12 protein-coding genes are annotated in these 16,923 nt (G+C 70.8%); 9 read left to right on the top strand and 3 right to left on the bottom strand.

The genetic code is table 11. The annotated features are described in order from the left end of the window. Positions 1 to 43 precede the first annotated feature (43 nt). Complete coding sequence (locus NE358_RS13190) at positions 44 to 835, top strand: DeoR/GlpR family DNA-binding transcription regulator (RefSeq protein WP_103205935.1); 792 nt, start codon at positions 44 to 46, stop codon at positions 833 to 835. A 63-nt stretch (positions 836 to 898) separates the two neighbouring features. Here the strand turns inward: NE358_RS13190 and NE358_RS13185 are convergent, their stop codons facing one another. The 3 genes from NE358_RS13185 to aceA form a co-directional block, all read right to left on the bottom strand. Continuing rightward, the gene (locus NE358_RS13185; RefSeq protein WP_289939216.1) at positions 899 to 2,191 is read right to left on the bottom strand and encodes a lipase family protein; all 1,293 of its coding nucleotides are present in this window, start codon (positions 2,189 to 2,191) and stop codon (positions 899 to 901) included. 185 nt (positions 2,192 to 2,376) lie between these two features. Beyond that, positions 2,377 to 4,050: a malate synthase A gene (gene aceB, locus NE358_RS13180; RefSeq protein WP_289939214.1), complete on the bottom strand. Its 1,674-nt coding sequence runs from the start codon at positions 4,048 to 4,050 to the stop codon at positions 2,377 to 2,379. Positions 4,051 to 4,201: 151 nt separating this feature from the next. Then, positions 4,202 to 5,518: an isocitrate lyase gene (aceA, locus tag NE358_RS13175; RefSeq protein WP_103205938.1), complete on the bottom strand. Its 1,317-nt coding sequence runs from the start codon at positions 5,516 to 5,518 to the stop codon at positions 4,202 to 4,204. 130 nt (positions 5,519 to 5,648) lie between these two features. Between aceA and NE358_RS13170 the strand changes: the two genes are divergently transcribed. The 8 genes from NE358_RS13170 to NE358_RS13135 all read left to right on the top strand — a co-directional run bounded on the left by NE358_RS13170 (position 5,649) and on the right by NE358_RS13135 (position 16,874). Continuing rightward, positions 5,649 to 7,127 (top strand): XRE family transcriptional regulator, encoded by a 1,479-nt coding sequence (locus NE358_RS13170; RefSeq protein WP_289939210.1) that lies wholly within the window; start codon positions 5,649 to 5,651, stop codon positions 7,125 to 7,127. Between the two features lie 125 nt (positions 7,128 to 7,252). Then, positions 7,253 to 8,593 carry a purine-cytosine permease family protein gene (locus NE358_RS13165; RefSeq protein ID WP_103205939.1) on the top strand — a complete coding sequence of 447 codons (1,341 nt, stop codon included), beginning with the start codon at positions 7,253 to 7,255 and terminating at the stop codon, positions 8,591 to 8,593. A gap of 31 nt (positions 8,594 to 8,624) precedes the next feature. Next, positions 8,625 to 10,178 (top strand): hydantoinase/oxoprolinase N-terminal domain-containing protein, encoded by a 1,554-nt coding sequence (locus tag NE358_RS13160; RefSeq protein WP_103205940.1) that lies wholly within the window; start codon positions 8,625 to 8,627, stop codon positions 10,176 to 10,178. Further along, the gene (locus tag NE358_RS13155; RefSeq protein ID WP_103205941.1) at positions 10,175 to 11,263 is read left to right on the top strand and encodes an S-methyl thiohydantoin desulfurase family protein; all 1,089 of its coding nucleotides are present in this window, start codon (positions 10,175 to 10,177) and stop codon (positions 11,261 to 11,263) included. Before NE358_RS13160 ends, NE358_RS13155 begins: the two co-directional genes overlap by 4 nt. Continuing rightward, entirely contained in the window at positions 11,260 to 12,387 is a 1,128-nt protein-coding gene (locus NE358_RS13150) for an S-methyl thiohydantoin desulfurase family protein (protein WP_103205942.1), read from the top strand. The genes NE358_RS13155 and NE358_RS13150 overlap by 4 nt, the downstream gene beginning before the upstream one ends. Positions 12,388 to 12,389: 2 nt before the next feature. Then, positions 12,390 to 13,397, top strand: a complete 1,008-nt coding sequence (locus NE358_RS13145; protein ID WP_289939204.1) for an S-methyl thiohydantoin desulfurase domain-containing protein — start codon at positions 12,390 to 12,392, stop codon at positions 13,395 to 13,397. A gap of 106 nt (positions 13,398 to 13,503) precedes the next feature. After that, positions 13,504 to 15,012 (top strand): helix-turn-helix domain-containing protein, encoded by a 1,509-nt coding sequence (locus tag NE358_RS13140; protein ID WP_289939202.1) that lies wholly within the window; start codon positions 13,504 to 13,506, stop codon positions 15,010 to 15,012. A gap of 260 nt (positions 15,013 to 15,272) precedes the next feature. Next, positions 15,273 to 16,874, top strand: a complete 1,602-nt coding sequence (locus NE358_RS13135; RefSeq protein WP_289939201.1) for a glucoamylase family protein — start codon at positions 15,273 to 15,275, stop codon at positions 16,872 to 16,874. Positions 16,875 to 16,923 lie beyond the last annotated feature (49 nt).

The raw sequence follows: 16,923 nt of genomic DNA, 5'->3' as shown, positions 1-16,923 counted from the left end.
GAGAACACGGTCTCTCACCGAGTGGAGGCTTAGGCTCGAGGGGATGTCGACACCGCCACCCCTCATCCCGGAACAGCGCCAGCGAGAACTGATGCGTCTGCTGCGCGGGGCGGGCGCGCTCAGCATCCGCCACCTGGCCTCGTCGCTGGGGGTGTCGCACATGACCGTGCGTCGTGACATCGCCACGCTCGAAGACGAGGGCCTCGTCGACGCCGTGCAGGGCGGCGTGCGCCTGCGCGAGCACACGGGGGTGGAGCCCCCGCGCGAACGCGATTCCCGTGCGGCCTTGGAGCTCCCCCGCAAAGAAGCCGTCGCCCGTCGTGCGGCCGCTCTCATCACCGACGACATGACCGTGTTCATCGACGCGGGGACCACCTGTCAGGCGCTGGTCCCGCATCTGACGTCGCGCCGCGGACTGACCGTGGTGACCAACGACTTCTTCACCGTCTCGGCGCTTTTCGCGCACCCCGCGATCGAGGTCATCCACACCGGTGGAGTGGTGGATGCCGCGAGCGGGTCATCGAGCGGAGCCCTCGCCGCCGCGACCATCTCGGCCATGACCCTCGACCTCGCGATCCTCAGCACCGGGACCTGGGACACCTCCCACGGATTGACCAGTCCCGAGCTCGACAAGGTCGTGCTCAAGAGGGCGGTCCTGGATGCCGCGACCTCGGGCGCCCTGGTCGCCGACAGCACGAAGTACGGCACCGCCGAGCGCTTCCGGGTCGTGCCGCTCGACGCGCTCGACGTCATCGTGAGCGACGCGGAGCTGCCCGAGAGCGCGGCCGCGGCGATCGCCGACATGGGCGTCGAGCTGTGGACGGCGACCGACTGACCGAGGTCGGCGCAGGCCCCATCGACCGAGCCGGGGACAGCGTGGCCCCGGCCGGTCGTCGGATCAGGGCAGGGCCGCGAGAGCTCCGCAGTTCGACGTCGCGGGGACGCCCTGGAGGCGGTCCACGAGCCATTGCTGACTCGGGGCGATGCGCGAGAAGGCGGGGACCAGATGGTTCGTCCCCGTGCCGCCCGAGGGGAGCGGCTGCACGACGGGCACGTAGGTGACGTCGGCCCCCTTCGCGCACCAGTCGGCGGCGAGCTGCTTGGCCTGTGCGTGCTGCACGATGTCGTCCCGGGTGCCGGTGAGCACCTGCACGGGGATCGCCGGTCGGAGCGTGCCGATCCGCTGGTCCTCGACGGCGCGGCGGGTGGCGGCATCCGCGGTCGCGATCGAGAGGAACGACTGCCCCGAACGGGTCCACGACGACGTCGAAGCGAACCCGGCCGTGAGAAGCGTCTCGCCGATGCACTGGGTGCTCACGCGCCGTAGGGCGTCCGTGCCCGTGCCGTTCAGCTGCGTCTGGAGGAACGACTTCGCCTCCGGGTAGTACTGCAGGATGCCGTTGAACGCGTAGCCCACCACCCCGGTCAGGCTCGATCCATCGGCGGTCTTCAGAACGCCGAACAGGTCGGCGGGCGGTGCTCCGGCGTACGCTCCGCGCAGATTCAGCTCCGGGGCGTACGAGGGCGCGAGCTCGGCGGCGGATGCGGAAGCGCCCCCGCCTTGCGAGTATCCGTACAGCCCGATCGGCGAACGGCCGTCGACCGACGTGCCCGGCAGCTGCAGAGCGGCGCGCGCGGCATCGAGCAGGGCATGGCCCATGTCGAGGCGGGTGGTGTAGCTGTGCACGCGATCGGTGGTCCCGAGCCCCACGTAATCGGTCACGACCACCGCGATCCCCCGGGACAGGAGGCCGTAGATGGACGGGATCTCGTACCCGAACCCCGTCCCGTCGGCGTCGACCACGACGACCGATTCGAGGCTCTTCGACGGTGCGCACGAGTCGCCCTGGCCTTGCGTCCCCGCCGCGAACGCGACGAGTGGCCGAGCGCCGCTCCCTCTCCAGGGCAGTGTCGGCTCGATGTACACGCCGGTCACGCCGACGCCCGAGCCGACGGCGTCGGTGGAGCGGTACATGAGTCGCGTGGCCGTGCCGGGAAGGGCGCGGGTCGTTCCGGTGATGCGCACGGACGCCCCCAGGTGCATGGGCTCCGATCGCACGATGGCGCCGTTGTCGTCGGGGAGGGTGACGGGCGGGTCGTAGAAGCCGGGGGCTGCGGCGGCATGCGCGGGTGCGGCGGTGAGCGCGGCAACGGTGAGGGCGACGACGATGGCGGCGGTGAGGCGGCGCATGCGGTTCTCCTTTGAACGATGCAGGTGGGGCGACTCTCTCGAAACCGAGGGGGACCGAGGGGAAACAGTGAGGATCCGTACAACACCGCGACGCGGCGCGGACGGTGACGTTGTGGAGTGCGAAGAACTCCCCTCGGGTTCCCCGCCCCCGCCCGGCGGGGCGACGCGGGGAACCCGAGAGAGGGTCAGTCGAGGTACTTCGCGTAAGCCGGCAGCGTCAGGAACGCCGGGAACTCCGGCCGCAGTGCGACCTCGCGGAACACCTCGGCGGCGTCGTCGAAGCGCTCACCGTCGAAGCGCTGCACCTCGGCGAGGACGTCGGCCAGCAGGCCCTCGACGAACGGACGTGTGATCGCGGTGCCCTCGGCGGTCTCGCGGTCCTGGTGGATCCACTGCCAGATCTGCGAGCGCGAGATCTCGGCGGTGGCGGCGTCCTCCATGAGGTCGTCGATCGCCACGGCGCCGAGGCCCCGCAGCCATGCCTCGATGTAGCGGATCGCCACCGACACGTTCGCGCGCACACCCGCCGTGGTCACCGGCAGGCCGATGCGCAGGTCGAGCAACTGCCGCGGTTCGATGCACACGTCCTCGCGCGAGCGGTCGAGCTGGTTCTCGCGATCACCGAGCACCGCGTCGAACTCGGCGCGGGCCACCGGGATGAGATCGGGGTGGGCCACCCACGTGCCGTCGAAGCCGTCGCCGGCCTCGCGCCGCTTGTCGGCGGCGACCTTCTCGAAGGCGGCCTCGGTGATCTCGGGGCGGCGGCGATTCGGGATGAAGGCGCTCATGCCGCCGATCGCGTATGCGCCCCGCTTGTGGCAGGTGCGCACGAGCAGCTCGGTGTAGGCACGCATGAACGGCACCGTCATGGTCACCTCGCTCCGGTCGGGCAGGACGAACCGCGCCCCGCGACCGCGGTAGGTCTTGATGATCGAGAAGATGTAGTCCCAGCGCCCGGCGTTCAGCCCCGCGCAGTGGTCGCGCAGGGCGAAGAGGATCTCCTCCATCTCGAACGCCGCGGGCAGCGTCTCGATCAGCACCGTCGCGCGGATCGTGCCGTGCGCGAGGCCCAACCGCTCCTCGGTGAACGAGAAGACGTCGTCCCAGAGCCGCGCCTCCTCGGCCGACTCGATCTTCGGCAGGTAGAAGTAGGGGCCCCGGCCGGCCGCGACGAGGGCGTGCGCGTTGTGGAACACGTACAGTCCGTAGTCGACGAGGGATCCGGATGCCGGCAGCTCCCGCCCCGCGCGATCGACGAACGTCACGTGCTTCTCGGGCAGGTGCCAGCCGCGCGGGCGCATCACGATCGTCGGCGTCCGCTCGGCGGTCACCTCGTAGCGCTTTCCCTCGGGGCTCGTGAACGACAACTGTCCGCGGATCGCGTCGAACAGCGAGAGCTGACCGCCGATGACGTTGCGCCAGGTGGGGCTCGTGGCATCCTCCTGGTCGGCCAGCCACACCCGCGCGCCGGAATTCAGCGCGTTGATGGTCATCTTCGGATCGGTGGGGCCGGTGATCTCGACGCGGCGGTCCTCCAGACCCGGACCAGCACCGGCCACACGCCACGACGGGTCATCGCGGATGTGCGCCGTGTCGGCGCGGAAGTGCGGGTCATCGCCCGTGCCGATCTCGAAGCGGCGGCGCTCACGCGCGGCGAGGCGGTCGTGCCGGCGCCGGGCGAAGCGGTCGTGCAGCTCGGTGAGGAAGGCGATCGCCGCGGGGGTGAGGATCTCGCCGTCGCGTCCCTCGAGGGAGCGCTCGAGACGAAGGTGCGGGGCGGATGCCGAGGTGTCCGGCATCCGGGATCCGTCGGTGCGGGTGGGGGTCGAGGTGGGCGGGGGAGAGGTGATGAGGGTCATGGTCGTGTCTTTCTGTCTGTGTCGCTGCCCGTCGCTCCTTTGAGCACCATGTCCCAGAAATTGCTGCCTGAGGTGTGCCCGGGCGACCAAAAGTGGGACAAGGTCTGCCCAAAGGGGGACATGGTCCGCACGAAGGCGCGCGCGTCGAGGGTCAGTGGAATTGGGCGGTCTCGGTGGAGCCGGCCAGGGCGAGGGTGGCGCTGTCGGGGTTGAGCGCGGTCGAGACGACGTCGAAGTAGCCGGTGCCCGCTTCGCGCTGGTGGCGCGTGGCGGTGTACCCGTGGGCTTCGGCGGCGAACTCGGCCTCCTGCAGCTCGACGTACGCGCTCATGGCGCGTTCGGCGTAGCCGCGGGCGAGGTCGAACATCGAGTGGTTCACGGCGTGGAAACCCGCCAGGGTGATGAACTGGAAGGCGTAGCCGAGAGCGGCCAGATCGGCCTGGAACGTGGCGATCTGCTCGTCGTCGAGATGGCGCTTCCAGTTGAAGCTCGGCGAGCAGTTGTAGGCGAGCTTCTTGCCCGGGTAGCGGGCGTGGATGGCCTCGGCGAAGCGGCGAGCGAGCTCGATGTCGGGCTCGCCGGTCTCGACCCAGAGCAGGTCGGCGTACGGGGCGAAGGCGAGGCCGCGCGCGATCACGGAGTCGAGGCCCGGCCGCACGCGGTAGAACCCCTCGGTGGTGCGCTCGCCGGTGAGGAACTCCGCGTCGCGCGGGTCGACGTCGCTGGTGAGCAGGTCGGCGGCCAGAGCATCGGTCCGGGCGATGATCACCGTGGGCACGCCCGCGACATCGGCCGCGAGCCGTGCGGCGTTGAGGGTGCGGATGTGTTGCTGGATGGGCACGAGAACCTTGCCGCCGAGGTGGCCGCACTTCTTCTCGCTCGCGAGCTGGTCTTCCCAGTGGATGCCGGCGGCCCCGGCCTGGATGAGTGACTGCGCGAGTTCGTAGGCGTTGAGCGGTCCGCCGAACCCGGCCTCGGCGTCGGCGACGACCGGGGCGAGCCAATCCCGGGTGATCTCCCCCTCGGCGCGCTCGATCTGGTCCTGTCGCAGCAGGGCGTTGTTGATGCGGCGGACGACCGCGGGGACCGAGTTCGCGGGGTACAGGCTCTGGTCGGGGTAGGTCTGCCCCGCGAGGTTGCCGTCGGCGGCGACCTGCCAACCGCTGAGGTAGATGGCTTTCAGTCCGGCGCGCACCTGCTGCACGGCCTGACCGCCGGTGTAGGCGCCCAGGGCGCGGACGTACTCCTCGGTGTGGATGAGGTTCCAGAGGTTCTCGGCTCCGCGACGGGCGAGGGTCGACTCCTCGCGGACGCTGCCGCGGAGACGGACGACGTCGTCGGCCGTGTAGGTGCGCTCGATGCCGTCCCAGCGCGGGTCGTTCTCCCACGCGGCGCGGATCTCGTCGGCGGTCTCGGTCTGGTCGCCGGGGCGCAGGGGCTGCTGGGCGGGGGTGGCCTGGATCGTCATGAGCGTTCTCCTCTCGGATGCCGGGGCGGCGGTGCCCCGTGACGACCACTGTGGGCGAAGAACACGGGGTCGAAACCGGATTCATCGTGTGAAGATCGCGCGATCTTCTGTTTTTGTGAGAACGTGGCGTATGGGCACCGGCGTCTCGACTTCTTCGGCATCCCTCCCCTTCGACGATGGGGAGGTGGACACGCTCACCATCGGACGACGCATCCGGCAATTACGCACGGCGCGCGGGATGACCCTCGACGATCTCGCCGGAGCGGTCGGCCGCGCCCCGAGCCAGATATCGATGATCGAGAACGGGCGCCGCGAGGCCAAGCTCACGCTGCTGCAGGCGATCGCCCGCGCGCTCGAGTGCACGCTGGATCAGATCCTGGATGCCGAGCCCCTCGACGCCCGCGCCGCCCTCGAGCTCTCGGTGGAGCGGGCGATGCGGGGCCAGACGTTCCAGGCGCTCGGGATCGAGCCGTTCCGCGTGGGTCGCGCGGTGCCCGACGAGGCGCTCGCCGCGATGCTCGCGCTGCAGGCCGAGATCGAACGCCTCCGTGAGGAGCGGTCGGCGACGCCCGAGGAGGCGCGGCGCGCGAACGTCGCGCTGCGGCGACTCATGCGCACGCAGGACAACCATTTCCCCGACCTCGAGCGGGTGGCATCCGGGATTCTCGATCGAATCGAGCACCCCGGTGGACCCCTCACCCAGCGGGGCGCGAGCGATATCGCCGCCCATCTCGGCTTCACGCTCCACTACGTTCCCGACCTCCCCTCGTCGACGCGCAGCATCGCCGACGTGAAGAACGGCCGGCTCTATCTGTCGACGAAGGTCGCGAAGGGCGACCCGCGCGCGGCGGTGCTGCAGGCGCTGTCGAGCCGGATCCTCGGGCACGGCGAGCCGACGAGCTACGACGAGTTCCTCCGACAGCGCGTCGAGACAAATTACCTCACCGGGGCGCTGCTCATGCCCGAGGCGCACGTCGTGCCGGCGCTGCGCGAGGCGAAGGAGCGACGCGCCCTCAGCATCGAGGACCTCCGCGACGCCTACTCGGTGTCGTACGAGACCGCCGCGCACCGCTTCACGAATCTCGCGACGGTGCATCTCGGCATCCCGGTGCACTTTCTGAAGGTGCACGAGTCGGGGACGATCACGAAGGCGTACGAGAACGACGACGTGAACTTCCCCACCGATCGCCTCGGCTCCATCGAGGGGCAGATGTGCTGCCGGCGCTGGACGAGCCGCGTCGTCTTCGACGAGGACGACCTGTTCAACCCGTACTACCAGTACACCGACACCGGGAACGGGACGTACTGGTGCACCGCCCGCGTGGAGCAGTCGAGCGAGGGGGCGCACTCGGTGAGCGTGGGGGTGCGCTTCGACGACACGAGGTGGTTCCGCGGGCGGGACACCCCGAATCGCGGCGTCTCCCGGCATGCGGTCGAGACGTGCTGTCGCCGCGCGCCGGCGGAGCTCGAGGCCGCGTGGCGCGACAAGGCGTGGCCGAACGTGCGGACACCTCGGACGCTGCTGGCGACCCTGCCGACAGGGGCGTTCCCGGGGGTCGACACGACGGAGCTGTACGAGTTCCTCGAGGCGCACGCGCCGGGCGAGTAAGCGCGCGGTGTGCAACATGCACAACGGCGGGGCAATGTGGGGCGAGGTGCCCATGTCGTGCGTCGAGCGGCGGCAATAGCGTGTGCAGCACCCGCACCGTCCCTCTTCCGCAAAAGGACACCCCCATGGCACGTATGGCCCACGCCGACGACTTCGCCCTCAGCCGCGTGACCCCCGACGCCCAGAAGCACTGGTTCGGCATCGCCGTGCAGCGTTTCGGTCAGGTCTCGGCGCTGTCGCAGTTCCTTCTCGGCGCCACTCTCGGTTACGCGATGACCTTCAGCGAGGCGTTCCTCGCGCTGCTGCTCGGCTCGATCATCCTCGAAGTGATCATGTGCATCGTCGGCATCATCGGGCAGAAGGAGGGCCTGAACACGGCGCTCCTGGCCCGCTGGACCGGTTTCGGCGAGATCGGGGCCTCACTCGTGGGCCTCGCGATCGGCATCAGCCTCATCGGCTGGTTCGGCATCCAATCGGCCATCTCGGCCGAGTCGCTCGACTCGCTCCTGCCGGGCCTGATGCCGATGTGGGCGTGGAGCCTGCTCTTCGGCCTCGCCGTCACGGCGATCGTCGCCGTCGGCTTCGTCGGCATGCAGTGGCTCGCCAACATCACCGTGCCGCTGTTCCTCGTGCTCGTCGGCTGGTCGATCATCACCGAGCTCAGCAACCACTCGATCGGCGACCTGATCACCTCGCCCGCCCCGGGACCCACCATGTCGGTGTGGCAGGGCACGGCGATCGTCGCCGGCGGCCTCATCGTCGGCGCCATCATCACCGCCGACATGACGCGCTTCAACCGCTCCAAGGCCGACGTCGTCAAGCAGACGGTCGTGGGCGTCTCGCTGGGCGAGTTCGTCATCGGCCTCTCGGGTGTGCTCCTCGCCCACGCGGCCCAGTCGGGCAACATCGTCGCGATCGTCACCTCGTCGGTGGGCCTGGTGGGACTCATCATCGTCATCACCGGCACGTTGAAGATCAACGACTGGAACCTGTACTCGTCGACCCTCGGCCTGGTGAACTTCATCTCCACCGCGTTCGGCAAGAACCTGCACCGCGTCAGCACCACCATCGTGCTCGGCGTCGTCGGATCGATCCTCGCCGCCGCCGGCATCCTGTCTCAGTTCACCGGCTTCCTCATCATCCTCGGCGTCGTGTTCCCGCCCATCGCCGGCATCATGGTCGCCGAGTACTTCATCGTGCGTCGCTGGCGCGGCGAACTCGACGCCTCGCGCGCCGAGGGCCGCCTGCCGGCGACGGCTCCGCGCCTGGTTCCCGTGACCCTGGTGGTCTGGCTCGTCTCGGCCCTCGTCGGCTACTTCGTGACCTGGGGAATCCCGGCGATCTCCTCGCTCGTGCTCTCGATCGTGCTGTACACCGTCGCCGGCAAGCTCGGCTGGGTGCGCGGTGTCGGCGAGGCGACCACCGCGCAGGTTCCCGTGCGCGACGCCGCCCCCGTGGCATCCTGACCCACCCCCCCGAACGAAAAGAGCTCCACCCATGCACATCGGCATCGACGTCGGCGGAACCAACACCGACGCAGTGCTCATGGACGGCAAGGACACCCTCGCCGGCGTGAAGAAGTCCACCAGCCCGGATGTCACCACCGGCATCGTCGACGCGATCGCGGCCCTGCGCGCCGAACGCGACTTCGCCGGTGCCGACATCGACGCGGTGATGATCGGCACGACGCACTTCATCAACGCTCTCGTGCAGGCCCAGCGCCTCGCCCCGACCGCCGCGGTACGACTCGGCCTCCCCGCCACGAAGGCCCTGCCGCCGCTGGTGGACTGGCCCACTGTCCTCACCGACGCGATCCAGGCGCGGAGCTACCTTGCACACGGCGGCTACGAGTTCGATGGGCGCCCGATCTCACCGCTCGACGAAGACGAGCTGCGCGGCATCGCCGACGACATGAAGGCGAACGGCGTGCGCTCCGTGGCGATCTCGTCGGTGTTCTCGCCGGTCAACCATGACCTCGAGGTGCGCGCGGCCGAGATCCTCGGCGACGTGCTGGGGCCCGACGTGGCCATCTCGCTCTCGCACGAGATCGGTCGTATCGGCCTGCTCGAGCGCGAGAACGCCACGATCATCAACGCCGCGCTCCGCGAACTCGCCTCCGAGATCGTCGACGGCCTCACCGCCGCGGTGCGCGCCGAAGGCATCCAGGCACCGATCTTCCTCAGTCAGAACGACGGCACGCTGATGGACGAGGACTACGTGCGCCTCTACCCGGTCGCGACCTTCGCCTCGGGCCCGACGAACTCGATGCGGGGCGCCGCACTCACCAGCGGCCTGCAGACGTGCGCGGTGGTCGACATCGGCGGCACGACGGCCGACATCGGTCTGCTCAACGCCGGGTTCCCGCGCGAGACCGCGAACGAGGTCAAGGTCGCCGGCATCCGCACCAATTTCCGGATGCCGGACGTGCTCTCGATCGGCATCGGCGGCGGCTCGATCGTCGACGAAGACACCGCGGAGGTGGGGCCCGCGTCCGTGGGGTACCGCCTGACCGAGGAGGCGCTGGTCTTCGGCGGCTCCACCCTCACCGCGACCGACATCGCCGTGGCCGCCGGGCGGGCGAACGTGGGCGACCCCTCGCGCGTCGCGCACCTCGACCCCGCCTTCGTCGAGCGCGTGCTCGCACGCATCGCCGATCGCGTGGCCGAGGCCGTCGACCGCATGCGCACCTCGCCCGAGCCGATCCCGGTCGTCGCGGTCGGCGGCGGCAGCATCCTGCTCCCCGAGGAGTTGCCGATGTTCGGCGCCGTGCACCGCCCGCGCAACTACGCCGTCGCCAACGCCATCGGCGCATCCATCGCCCAGGTGGGCGGTGAGATCGACAAGGTCTACGCGATCGAGGCGGGCCGCCGCGACGAGGGTATCGCCGCGATTCGCGCCGAGGCCGTCGACAAGGCCATCGCCGCGGGCGCGCGACCGTCGTCGGTGTCGATCGTCGACTTCGACGAGGTGCCCATTCCCTACCTGCCGGGCAATGCCACCCGGGTGCGCGTGAAGGCCGTGGGCGACCTCGACATGGGCGTGCGGGCGTGAGCTGGCAGCTCACCCCGTCGATCGTGGGCGATCTCGCCCGCGGTGCCGCGGTGCTCGGTACCGGAGGCGGGGGAGACCCCTACATCGGGGCGCTGCTCGCCCGCCAGGCACTCGCCGTCCACGGGCCGGTCACGGTCGTGGGCCTGGACGAACTGCCCGACGACGCCCTCGTGCTCACCGTCGCGATGATGGGCGCGCCGACCGTCATGGTCGAGAAGCTCCCGAGCCTCGACGAGGTCGTCGCCCCCGTGCACGCGCTCGGCGCCTCGCTCGGTCGCCCGGTCACGCACATCGCGTGCGCCGAGGCCGGCGGGGTCAACTCCACCATCCCGATCGCCGCCGCGGCCGCCCTGGGGCTGCCGCTGCTGGATGCCGACGGCATGGGGCGCGCGTTTCCCGAGCTGCAGATGGTGCTCCCCACGCTCTACGGCATCACCGCATCGCCGCTCGCGTTCGCCGACGAGAAGGGCAACACCGCGGTGCTGTCGACCATCGACAACACCTGGACCGAGCGGATCGCCCGTGTGGCGTGCGTCGAGATGGGCTGCTCGGTCATGCTCGCCGGTTTCGCCATGTCGGGCGCGAGCGCGCGTGAGGCCCTCGTCCCCGCCTCGCTGTCGGCGTGCCTGTCCATCGGACGCGGCATCGTCGAAGCGCGCGAGGCGAAGACCGACCCGGTCGCCGCGGTCGTCGCCGCCCTGGGTGGACGTGAGTTGTTCGAGGGCAAGGTCGTGGATGTCGAGCGCGGGACCACCGCCGGGTTCGCCCGCGGCAACGCCCGCATCGAGGGCCGGGGTGACACGGTGACGTTGTCGTTCCAGAACGAGCACCTCATCGCGCGCACCACCACCGGCATCCTGGTCACGACTCCCGACCTCATCATCGTCCTGGATGCCGAGACCGCGGAGCCGATCACCACCGAGGGCCTGCGTTACGGCCAGCGCGTGCGGGTCATCGCCGCGCCCAGCGACGAGCGGTGGCACAGCGCCGAAGCCCTCGCGATGGTCGGCCCCGGATACTTCGGCTACGACCTGCCCTCCCACCGCTTCGACGGAACCATCGAGAACTCGGAGACCGCCGCATGAGCTGGACCCTGACCGCCGCCGACCTGCCCGATCTGGCCCGCGGTGCGACGCTGCTGGGAACCGGGGGCGGCGGCGACCCCTACATCGGGCAGAAGCTCGTCGAGCGCGTGCTGGGTGCGGGAAGCATCACCGTGCTCGACCCCGACGAGATCGCCGACGACCTGTTCGTCATCCCCACCGCGCAGATGGGCGCCCCGACCGTGATGATCGAGAAGATCCCGGCCGGCACCGAGCCGACGCTGGCGTTGCGCACCCTCGAGAAGCACCTCGGCCGCACCGCGGACGCGACCATGCCCATCGAATGCGGCGGCATCAACTCCATGATCCCGCTGCTCGTCGCCGCCGAGACGGGGCTTCCCGTGGTGGATGCCGACGGCATGGGCCGCGCGTTCCCCGAACTGTCGATGGAGACCTTCGCCGTCTACGGCGTGCACGGCTCGCCCCTGGCCCTCGCGGGCGAGCGCGGCGAGACGGCGATCATCGACACCGGCGACGACGACCGGCAGATGGAGTGGCTCGCGCGCGGCGTCACGATCCGCCTCGGCGGGGTGTCGCACATCGCCGAATACGCCATGACCGGTGCCGACGTGCGCCGTACCGCGATTCCGCGGACGCTGTCGATGGCTCTGGCGCTGGGGCGCGGCATCCGCGAGGCTCGGGAACAGCACCGTTCGCCCTTCGAGGCCATCGCCGACGTGCTCTCGACCACGCTGTACCCGCACGTGCGGGAGCTGTTCGTCGGCAAGGTCACCGACGTCGAGCGACGCACCACCGACGGCTTCGCGAAGGGACGCGCCACCATCACCGCGCTCGACCCCGACGACGACGCGGCGCTCGAGGTGGCGTTCCAGAACGAGAACCTCGTCGCCCGCCGCGACGGCGAGCTGGTGGCGATCGTGCCCGATCTCATCTGCATCACCGACATCGACTCGGCCGAGCCCATCACCACCGAGGGGCTGCGCTACGGCCAGCGCGTGCGGGTGCTCGGCATCTCGACGCCCGACATCATGCGCACGCCCGGTGCGCTCGCCGCGTTCGGCCCGTCGGCGTTCGGTCTCGCCGACGCGTTCGAGCCGGTTGAGCGGTTACGAGGCGCCGACGTGCGGCGGCTCATTACCCTGTGAGCATGAGAACCCTCGGGCCCGACCGCCTGCCGGCGCTGGCCCGGGGGTTCGCCCTGCTCGGCGCGGGCGGCGGGGGCGCGACGACGCTCCTCGAGCTCATGGCCGCCGAGGTGCTGGACGGTCCGGTCGCGCTGCACGACCTCGACGACCTCGATCCGCTCACCCCGTGCGTCGCCGTCGGTTTCGCCGGGTCGACGTACCTCCTGGGCGAACGCGTGCCGGCGGAAGACGCGTTCGCGCCGCTCCTGGCCGCCGCCGAGCGCTGGACCGGAGTGGCGGCCGTGGCCGTGTGTGCGTTGGAGGGGGCCGGCTTGAACGGCCTCACCCCGTTCCTCCTCGCCCGTGGTCGCACCCTCGTCGATGCCGATCTCATGGGCCGCGCGCTGCCCGGGATCGACCAGCTCTCCCTCGTGGTCGACGCGGTGCCCGGTGTCGTGCTGGTCGCCGACACGGGCGGGGGCGTCATGGTCGTCGAGTCGGCGCGGGCCGCCGACGTCGAGAGCCTCGTGCGCGCGAGCGTCATCCGGGCCGGGGGAGCGGGCGCGGTCCTCGTCGCGGGCTTCACCGTCGGCGACCTCGTGGCCCACGGCATCCGGGGGACTTTCGCTCGAGCGCTCGCGCTCGGCGAGTCCGACGTCTCCGCTGGCGAGCTTCTCGGGGCGCGGATCCTGGGCGCGGGGCGGGTGAGCGCGGTGGATGCCGTGCCCGACGACGCGTTCGCCAGGTCGGTCGAGCTGACGGGCGACGACGGTGCGCTGCTGCGGCTCGTCGCGCGTTCGGAGTTTCTCGCGGTGACTCGCGATGGGCGCACGATCGCCGCATCCCCCGACGTCCTCGTCGCGATCGACACCGTCTCGGGCGACGTGCTGCAGGTCGACGCCGTGACCCTCGCTCGGCACGTGCGCGTGCTGTCGCTTCCGGCGCCGGAGTGGTGGCGGGAGTCGCCCGAGCGCCTCGCGCACGTGGTGCCCGCCGCCTACGGGCTGCGTGACCTGGAGATGGAGTCGTGACGCCCGTGCGGCCCTGCATGCCCCGCCGCCCGCGGCCTGCGCGACCGCGAGGTCGAGTGATGGTGAGCGTGCCGTGTCGTGCTCTCCGCGATCCGAGGGGGACGCCATGACGCCCCTGGACCTCCGTGCCCTGCTCGCGCACCCCGCGAACGGCCGCGCACGCGTGCTCGTCGAGTCCGCGGGTGCGGAGGCCTTCGCCGGCGTGGTCGTCGCCGCGCGCGAGACGCTGCTGCCCGAGCGAGGCGACGGCGAGCTCGCCGCGCTCACCGAGCCTCCGCCATCCGCGCCGTGGCAGCAGGACGCCCTCGTGCGGCGGGTGCGCGACCGCGGCTTCCGCGGTCTCGCCCTCTCCGGAGCCGAGGCGCTGGGTGCCGGCAGCCGCGCCCTCGCCGCCCGGCTCGGACTCACTCTGCTCGCCGTCGACGACCCGATGGCCCTGGCCCGCGCCGCGTGGGAGCTCGTACAGGGGCGCGACGCACTGACGCTCGGATACGTGCGACGCGTCGCGCAATCGATCGAGTACTCCGCCGCGCACCTGGCCGACCTGCTCCGCCACCTCTCGGCCAGCGTCGGTCACGGCGTGGCCCTCATCGACGCCGAGGGCGTACTGCTGCAGGCCGGCGGCGACCTGCCCGAGGCGGTACGCGCTGCCATCGATTTCGGACTCTGGCAGGACGCGGTCTCGGTCGCGGAGGGAGCGGCTGCCTCGGTACGCGTCGACAGCCCGAGCCGCGCCGGGCTGCGCCTGGCCGTGTTCGGCTCCGGGCTGAGCCCCGCACAGCTGGCGGCCCTGGCCGTGGCCGCCGAGGTGGCGATGCCGGCGGTCGCCGCCCGTATCCTCATCGACGAGGTGGCCGACGTGAGCGATGCCGCCGTGGCATCCGGTCTCCTCCGGGAGTTCCTCGAGGCCCGCGACGCCCGCGATCCCGACGTCGAGCAGCGCATGAGCGAGCGGGGGTGGCGCATGGGCGGGTACCACCTCGCGTTTCGGATTGCGGGCCGCCGCCGCCTCGAAACGTTGGAACTGCTGCGTTTCGTGCGTCGGAACCTGGCCGCACTGCCCGTCGACTCGCAGGCCGTGACCAGTGGCCGCGGCGTCACCGGCTGGCTGAGCTTCGCCGAGCCACCGGCAGCCGACCGCCTCGACGAGCACGTCGCCGCCGTCCGAGCCCTGCACGACAACGTCCGCCGTTCGTTCGACGTCGCAACCGGCGTCGGCTCGCTCGACAGCGGCGCGAGCGGGCTGTTGCGCAGCATCGACGGCGCGGTCGACGGCGCGCGCATCGCCGCCGGACGCGCCGCGACGGGCTGGTTCGTGCGCGTCGACGCCCTCGGCATCGAGCAGGTACTGCTGTCGTGGGCCGGGTCCGACACCTTCGTGCCCGCCGCCGAGGCGCTGCTCGCGCCGCTCGTGTCACAGGGCCCCGAGCTGCTCGAGACCCTCACCGCGTACCTCGACCACGAGTCGGGCGTCTCGGCCACGGCGACTGCCCTGGGTCTTCACCGCAACACCGTGGCGATGCGCATCGCTCGTGCGCAGGAGCTGCTGGGCGTCGACCTCACCGACACCGACGCCCGCCTCGCCCTGCACCTCGCCTGCCGCGCGCTGCGCTGAGGCCGTCGCGGCGAGCTGCGCCGCGCGCCTGGCGCCCCGCTCACGTCGGCCTTCGCCGTCCTGCGGAGTGTGGGCCTGACACTCCGTCCGGGATGCCGATGACTCGGCGCGTCGCGGACGAACTCCGCGCGACGGTTCACGCCGCGAGCACCGATCCCGCGGTGCGACGGAGGAGGGGTTGCGTGAATACCTAACATGTGAAAGGTTTTGGAGCAGTGAGCTCCATCCCCCCGGAGCGCTTTCGATGAGGAGAGCCAGCCATGAAGCACACCCTCGCGGCATCCGCCGCGGTCGTCGGACTCGTCCTGGGCGGTGTCGCCGCGGCATCCCCCGCCGTCGCCGCACCCCCGGAGAAGCCCGGTCCGCCCGCCCACGCCGGTCCGCCCGCCCACGCCGGACCTGGCGCACGTGACCTCGAGCGCTATGCCGCCGACACGTGGGCCTCGCTCGCGGCGATGGCCCACGAGAACACCGGCCTTCCCGACGACAACATCGGGGGTGCGCTGGAGGAGTCCACGGCATCCGGGTACACCTCGCCGACCAACATCGGCGGGTACCTGTGGTCGACGGTGACCGCGCGCGACCTCGGCATCATCGACGCCGACGAGGCGCGGGATCGCTTGACCGCGACGGTGTCGACGCTCGAGACGATGGAGCGCAACGACGCCAGCGGTATGTACTACAACTGGTACGCGCCCGACACCGGCGCCAAGCTCGAGATCTTCCCCACCTCGGGCGAGGTCATTCACCCGTTCCTCAGCACGGTCGACAACGGCTGGCTCGCGGCGGGGCTGAGGATCGTCCGCGAGGCCGAGCCGACGCTCGCCGACCGTGCCGACACGCTCTACCGATCGATGGACTTCTCGGCGTTCTTCGACGCGGCGGGGGCGGCGGGACTTCCGGCCGGCACGAACCGCGGCGGTTTCTGGGAGGCCCCTCCCGGCGACGGCTGCGCGGTCGAGGCGCCGATGTACAACGGCAGCGGAGAGCAGGCGTTCTACACCTGTCACCACTACGACACGACCGTGAGCGAGAGCCGCATCGCGACCTACCTCGGCATTTCGGAGGGGGCGATCCCGGCATCCGGCCTGTACGGCACCCACCGCACGATGCCCGCGGGCTGCGACTGGGCGTGGCAGGAGCAGCTGCCCACCGGTCAAACTCGCACCTACGACGGAGTCGACGTCTACGAGGGCGTGTATTCGTACGACGGCATGTCGTTCGCGCCGAGCTGGGGCGGGAGCATGTTCGAGGCGCTCATGCCCGACCTGCTCATTCCCGAGGCGGAGTGGGGCCCGCGCTCGTGGGGCCTGAACCACCCGATCACCGTCGAGGTGCAGAAGCGTCACGGGCTGAAGGAAGCCGGGTACGGCTACTGGGGCTTCTCTCCCGCCAGCAACCCGTTCGGCGGCTACAGCGAGTACGGCGTCGACATCGCCGGCATCCGGTCCGACGGATACACCTCGGATGCCGAGAAGACCGACGTCGACATCGACCGCCCGGGCTGCGCCGAGGGGACGAACCCCGACCCGACCTTCGGCGACGGCGTCGTCACCCCGCACGCCGCATTCCTCGCGCTGCCGTACGACCGCGCCGGTGTGCTGAAGAACCTGCGAGGCATCGAGAAGAAGCTCGGTGCCTACGGCCCGGGCGGTTTCTACGACGCCGTCGCAGTGAAGAGCGGCACGGTCGCCGAGCGATACCTGTCGCTCGACCAGTCGATGATCATGGCGGCGATCGGCAACGCGCTGACCGGTGACACGCTGAAGGACTACATGGTCGATGACAGGATGGAGCAGAACCTCCGGCCCGCCATCGAACAGCAGGTCTTCGGCTCGTCGTGGGGCGCCTCGCGTCACTGACGGTTCGACCGCTCGATGCCCGGTGCCTCGCGGAGGTGCCGGGCATCGG

This window comes from Sphingomonas sp. G5, assembly GCF_052660795.1.
This window is presented reverse-complemented; position numbering and strand designations above follow the sequence as displayed.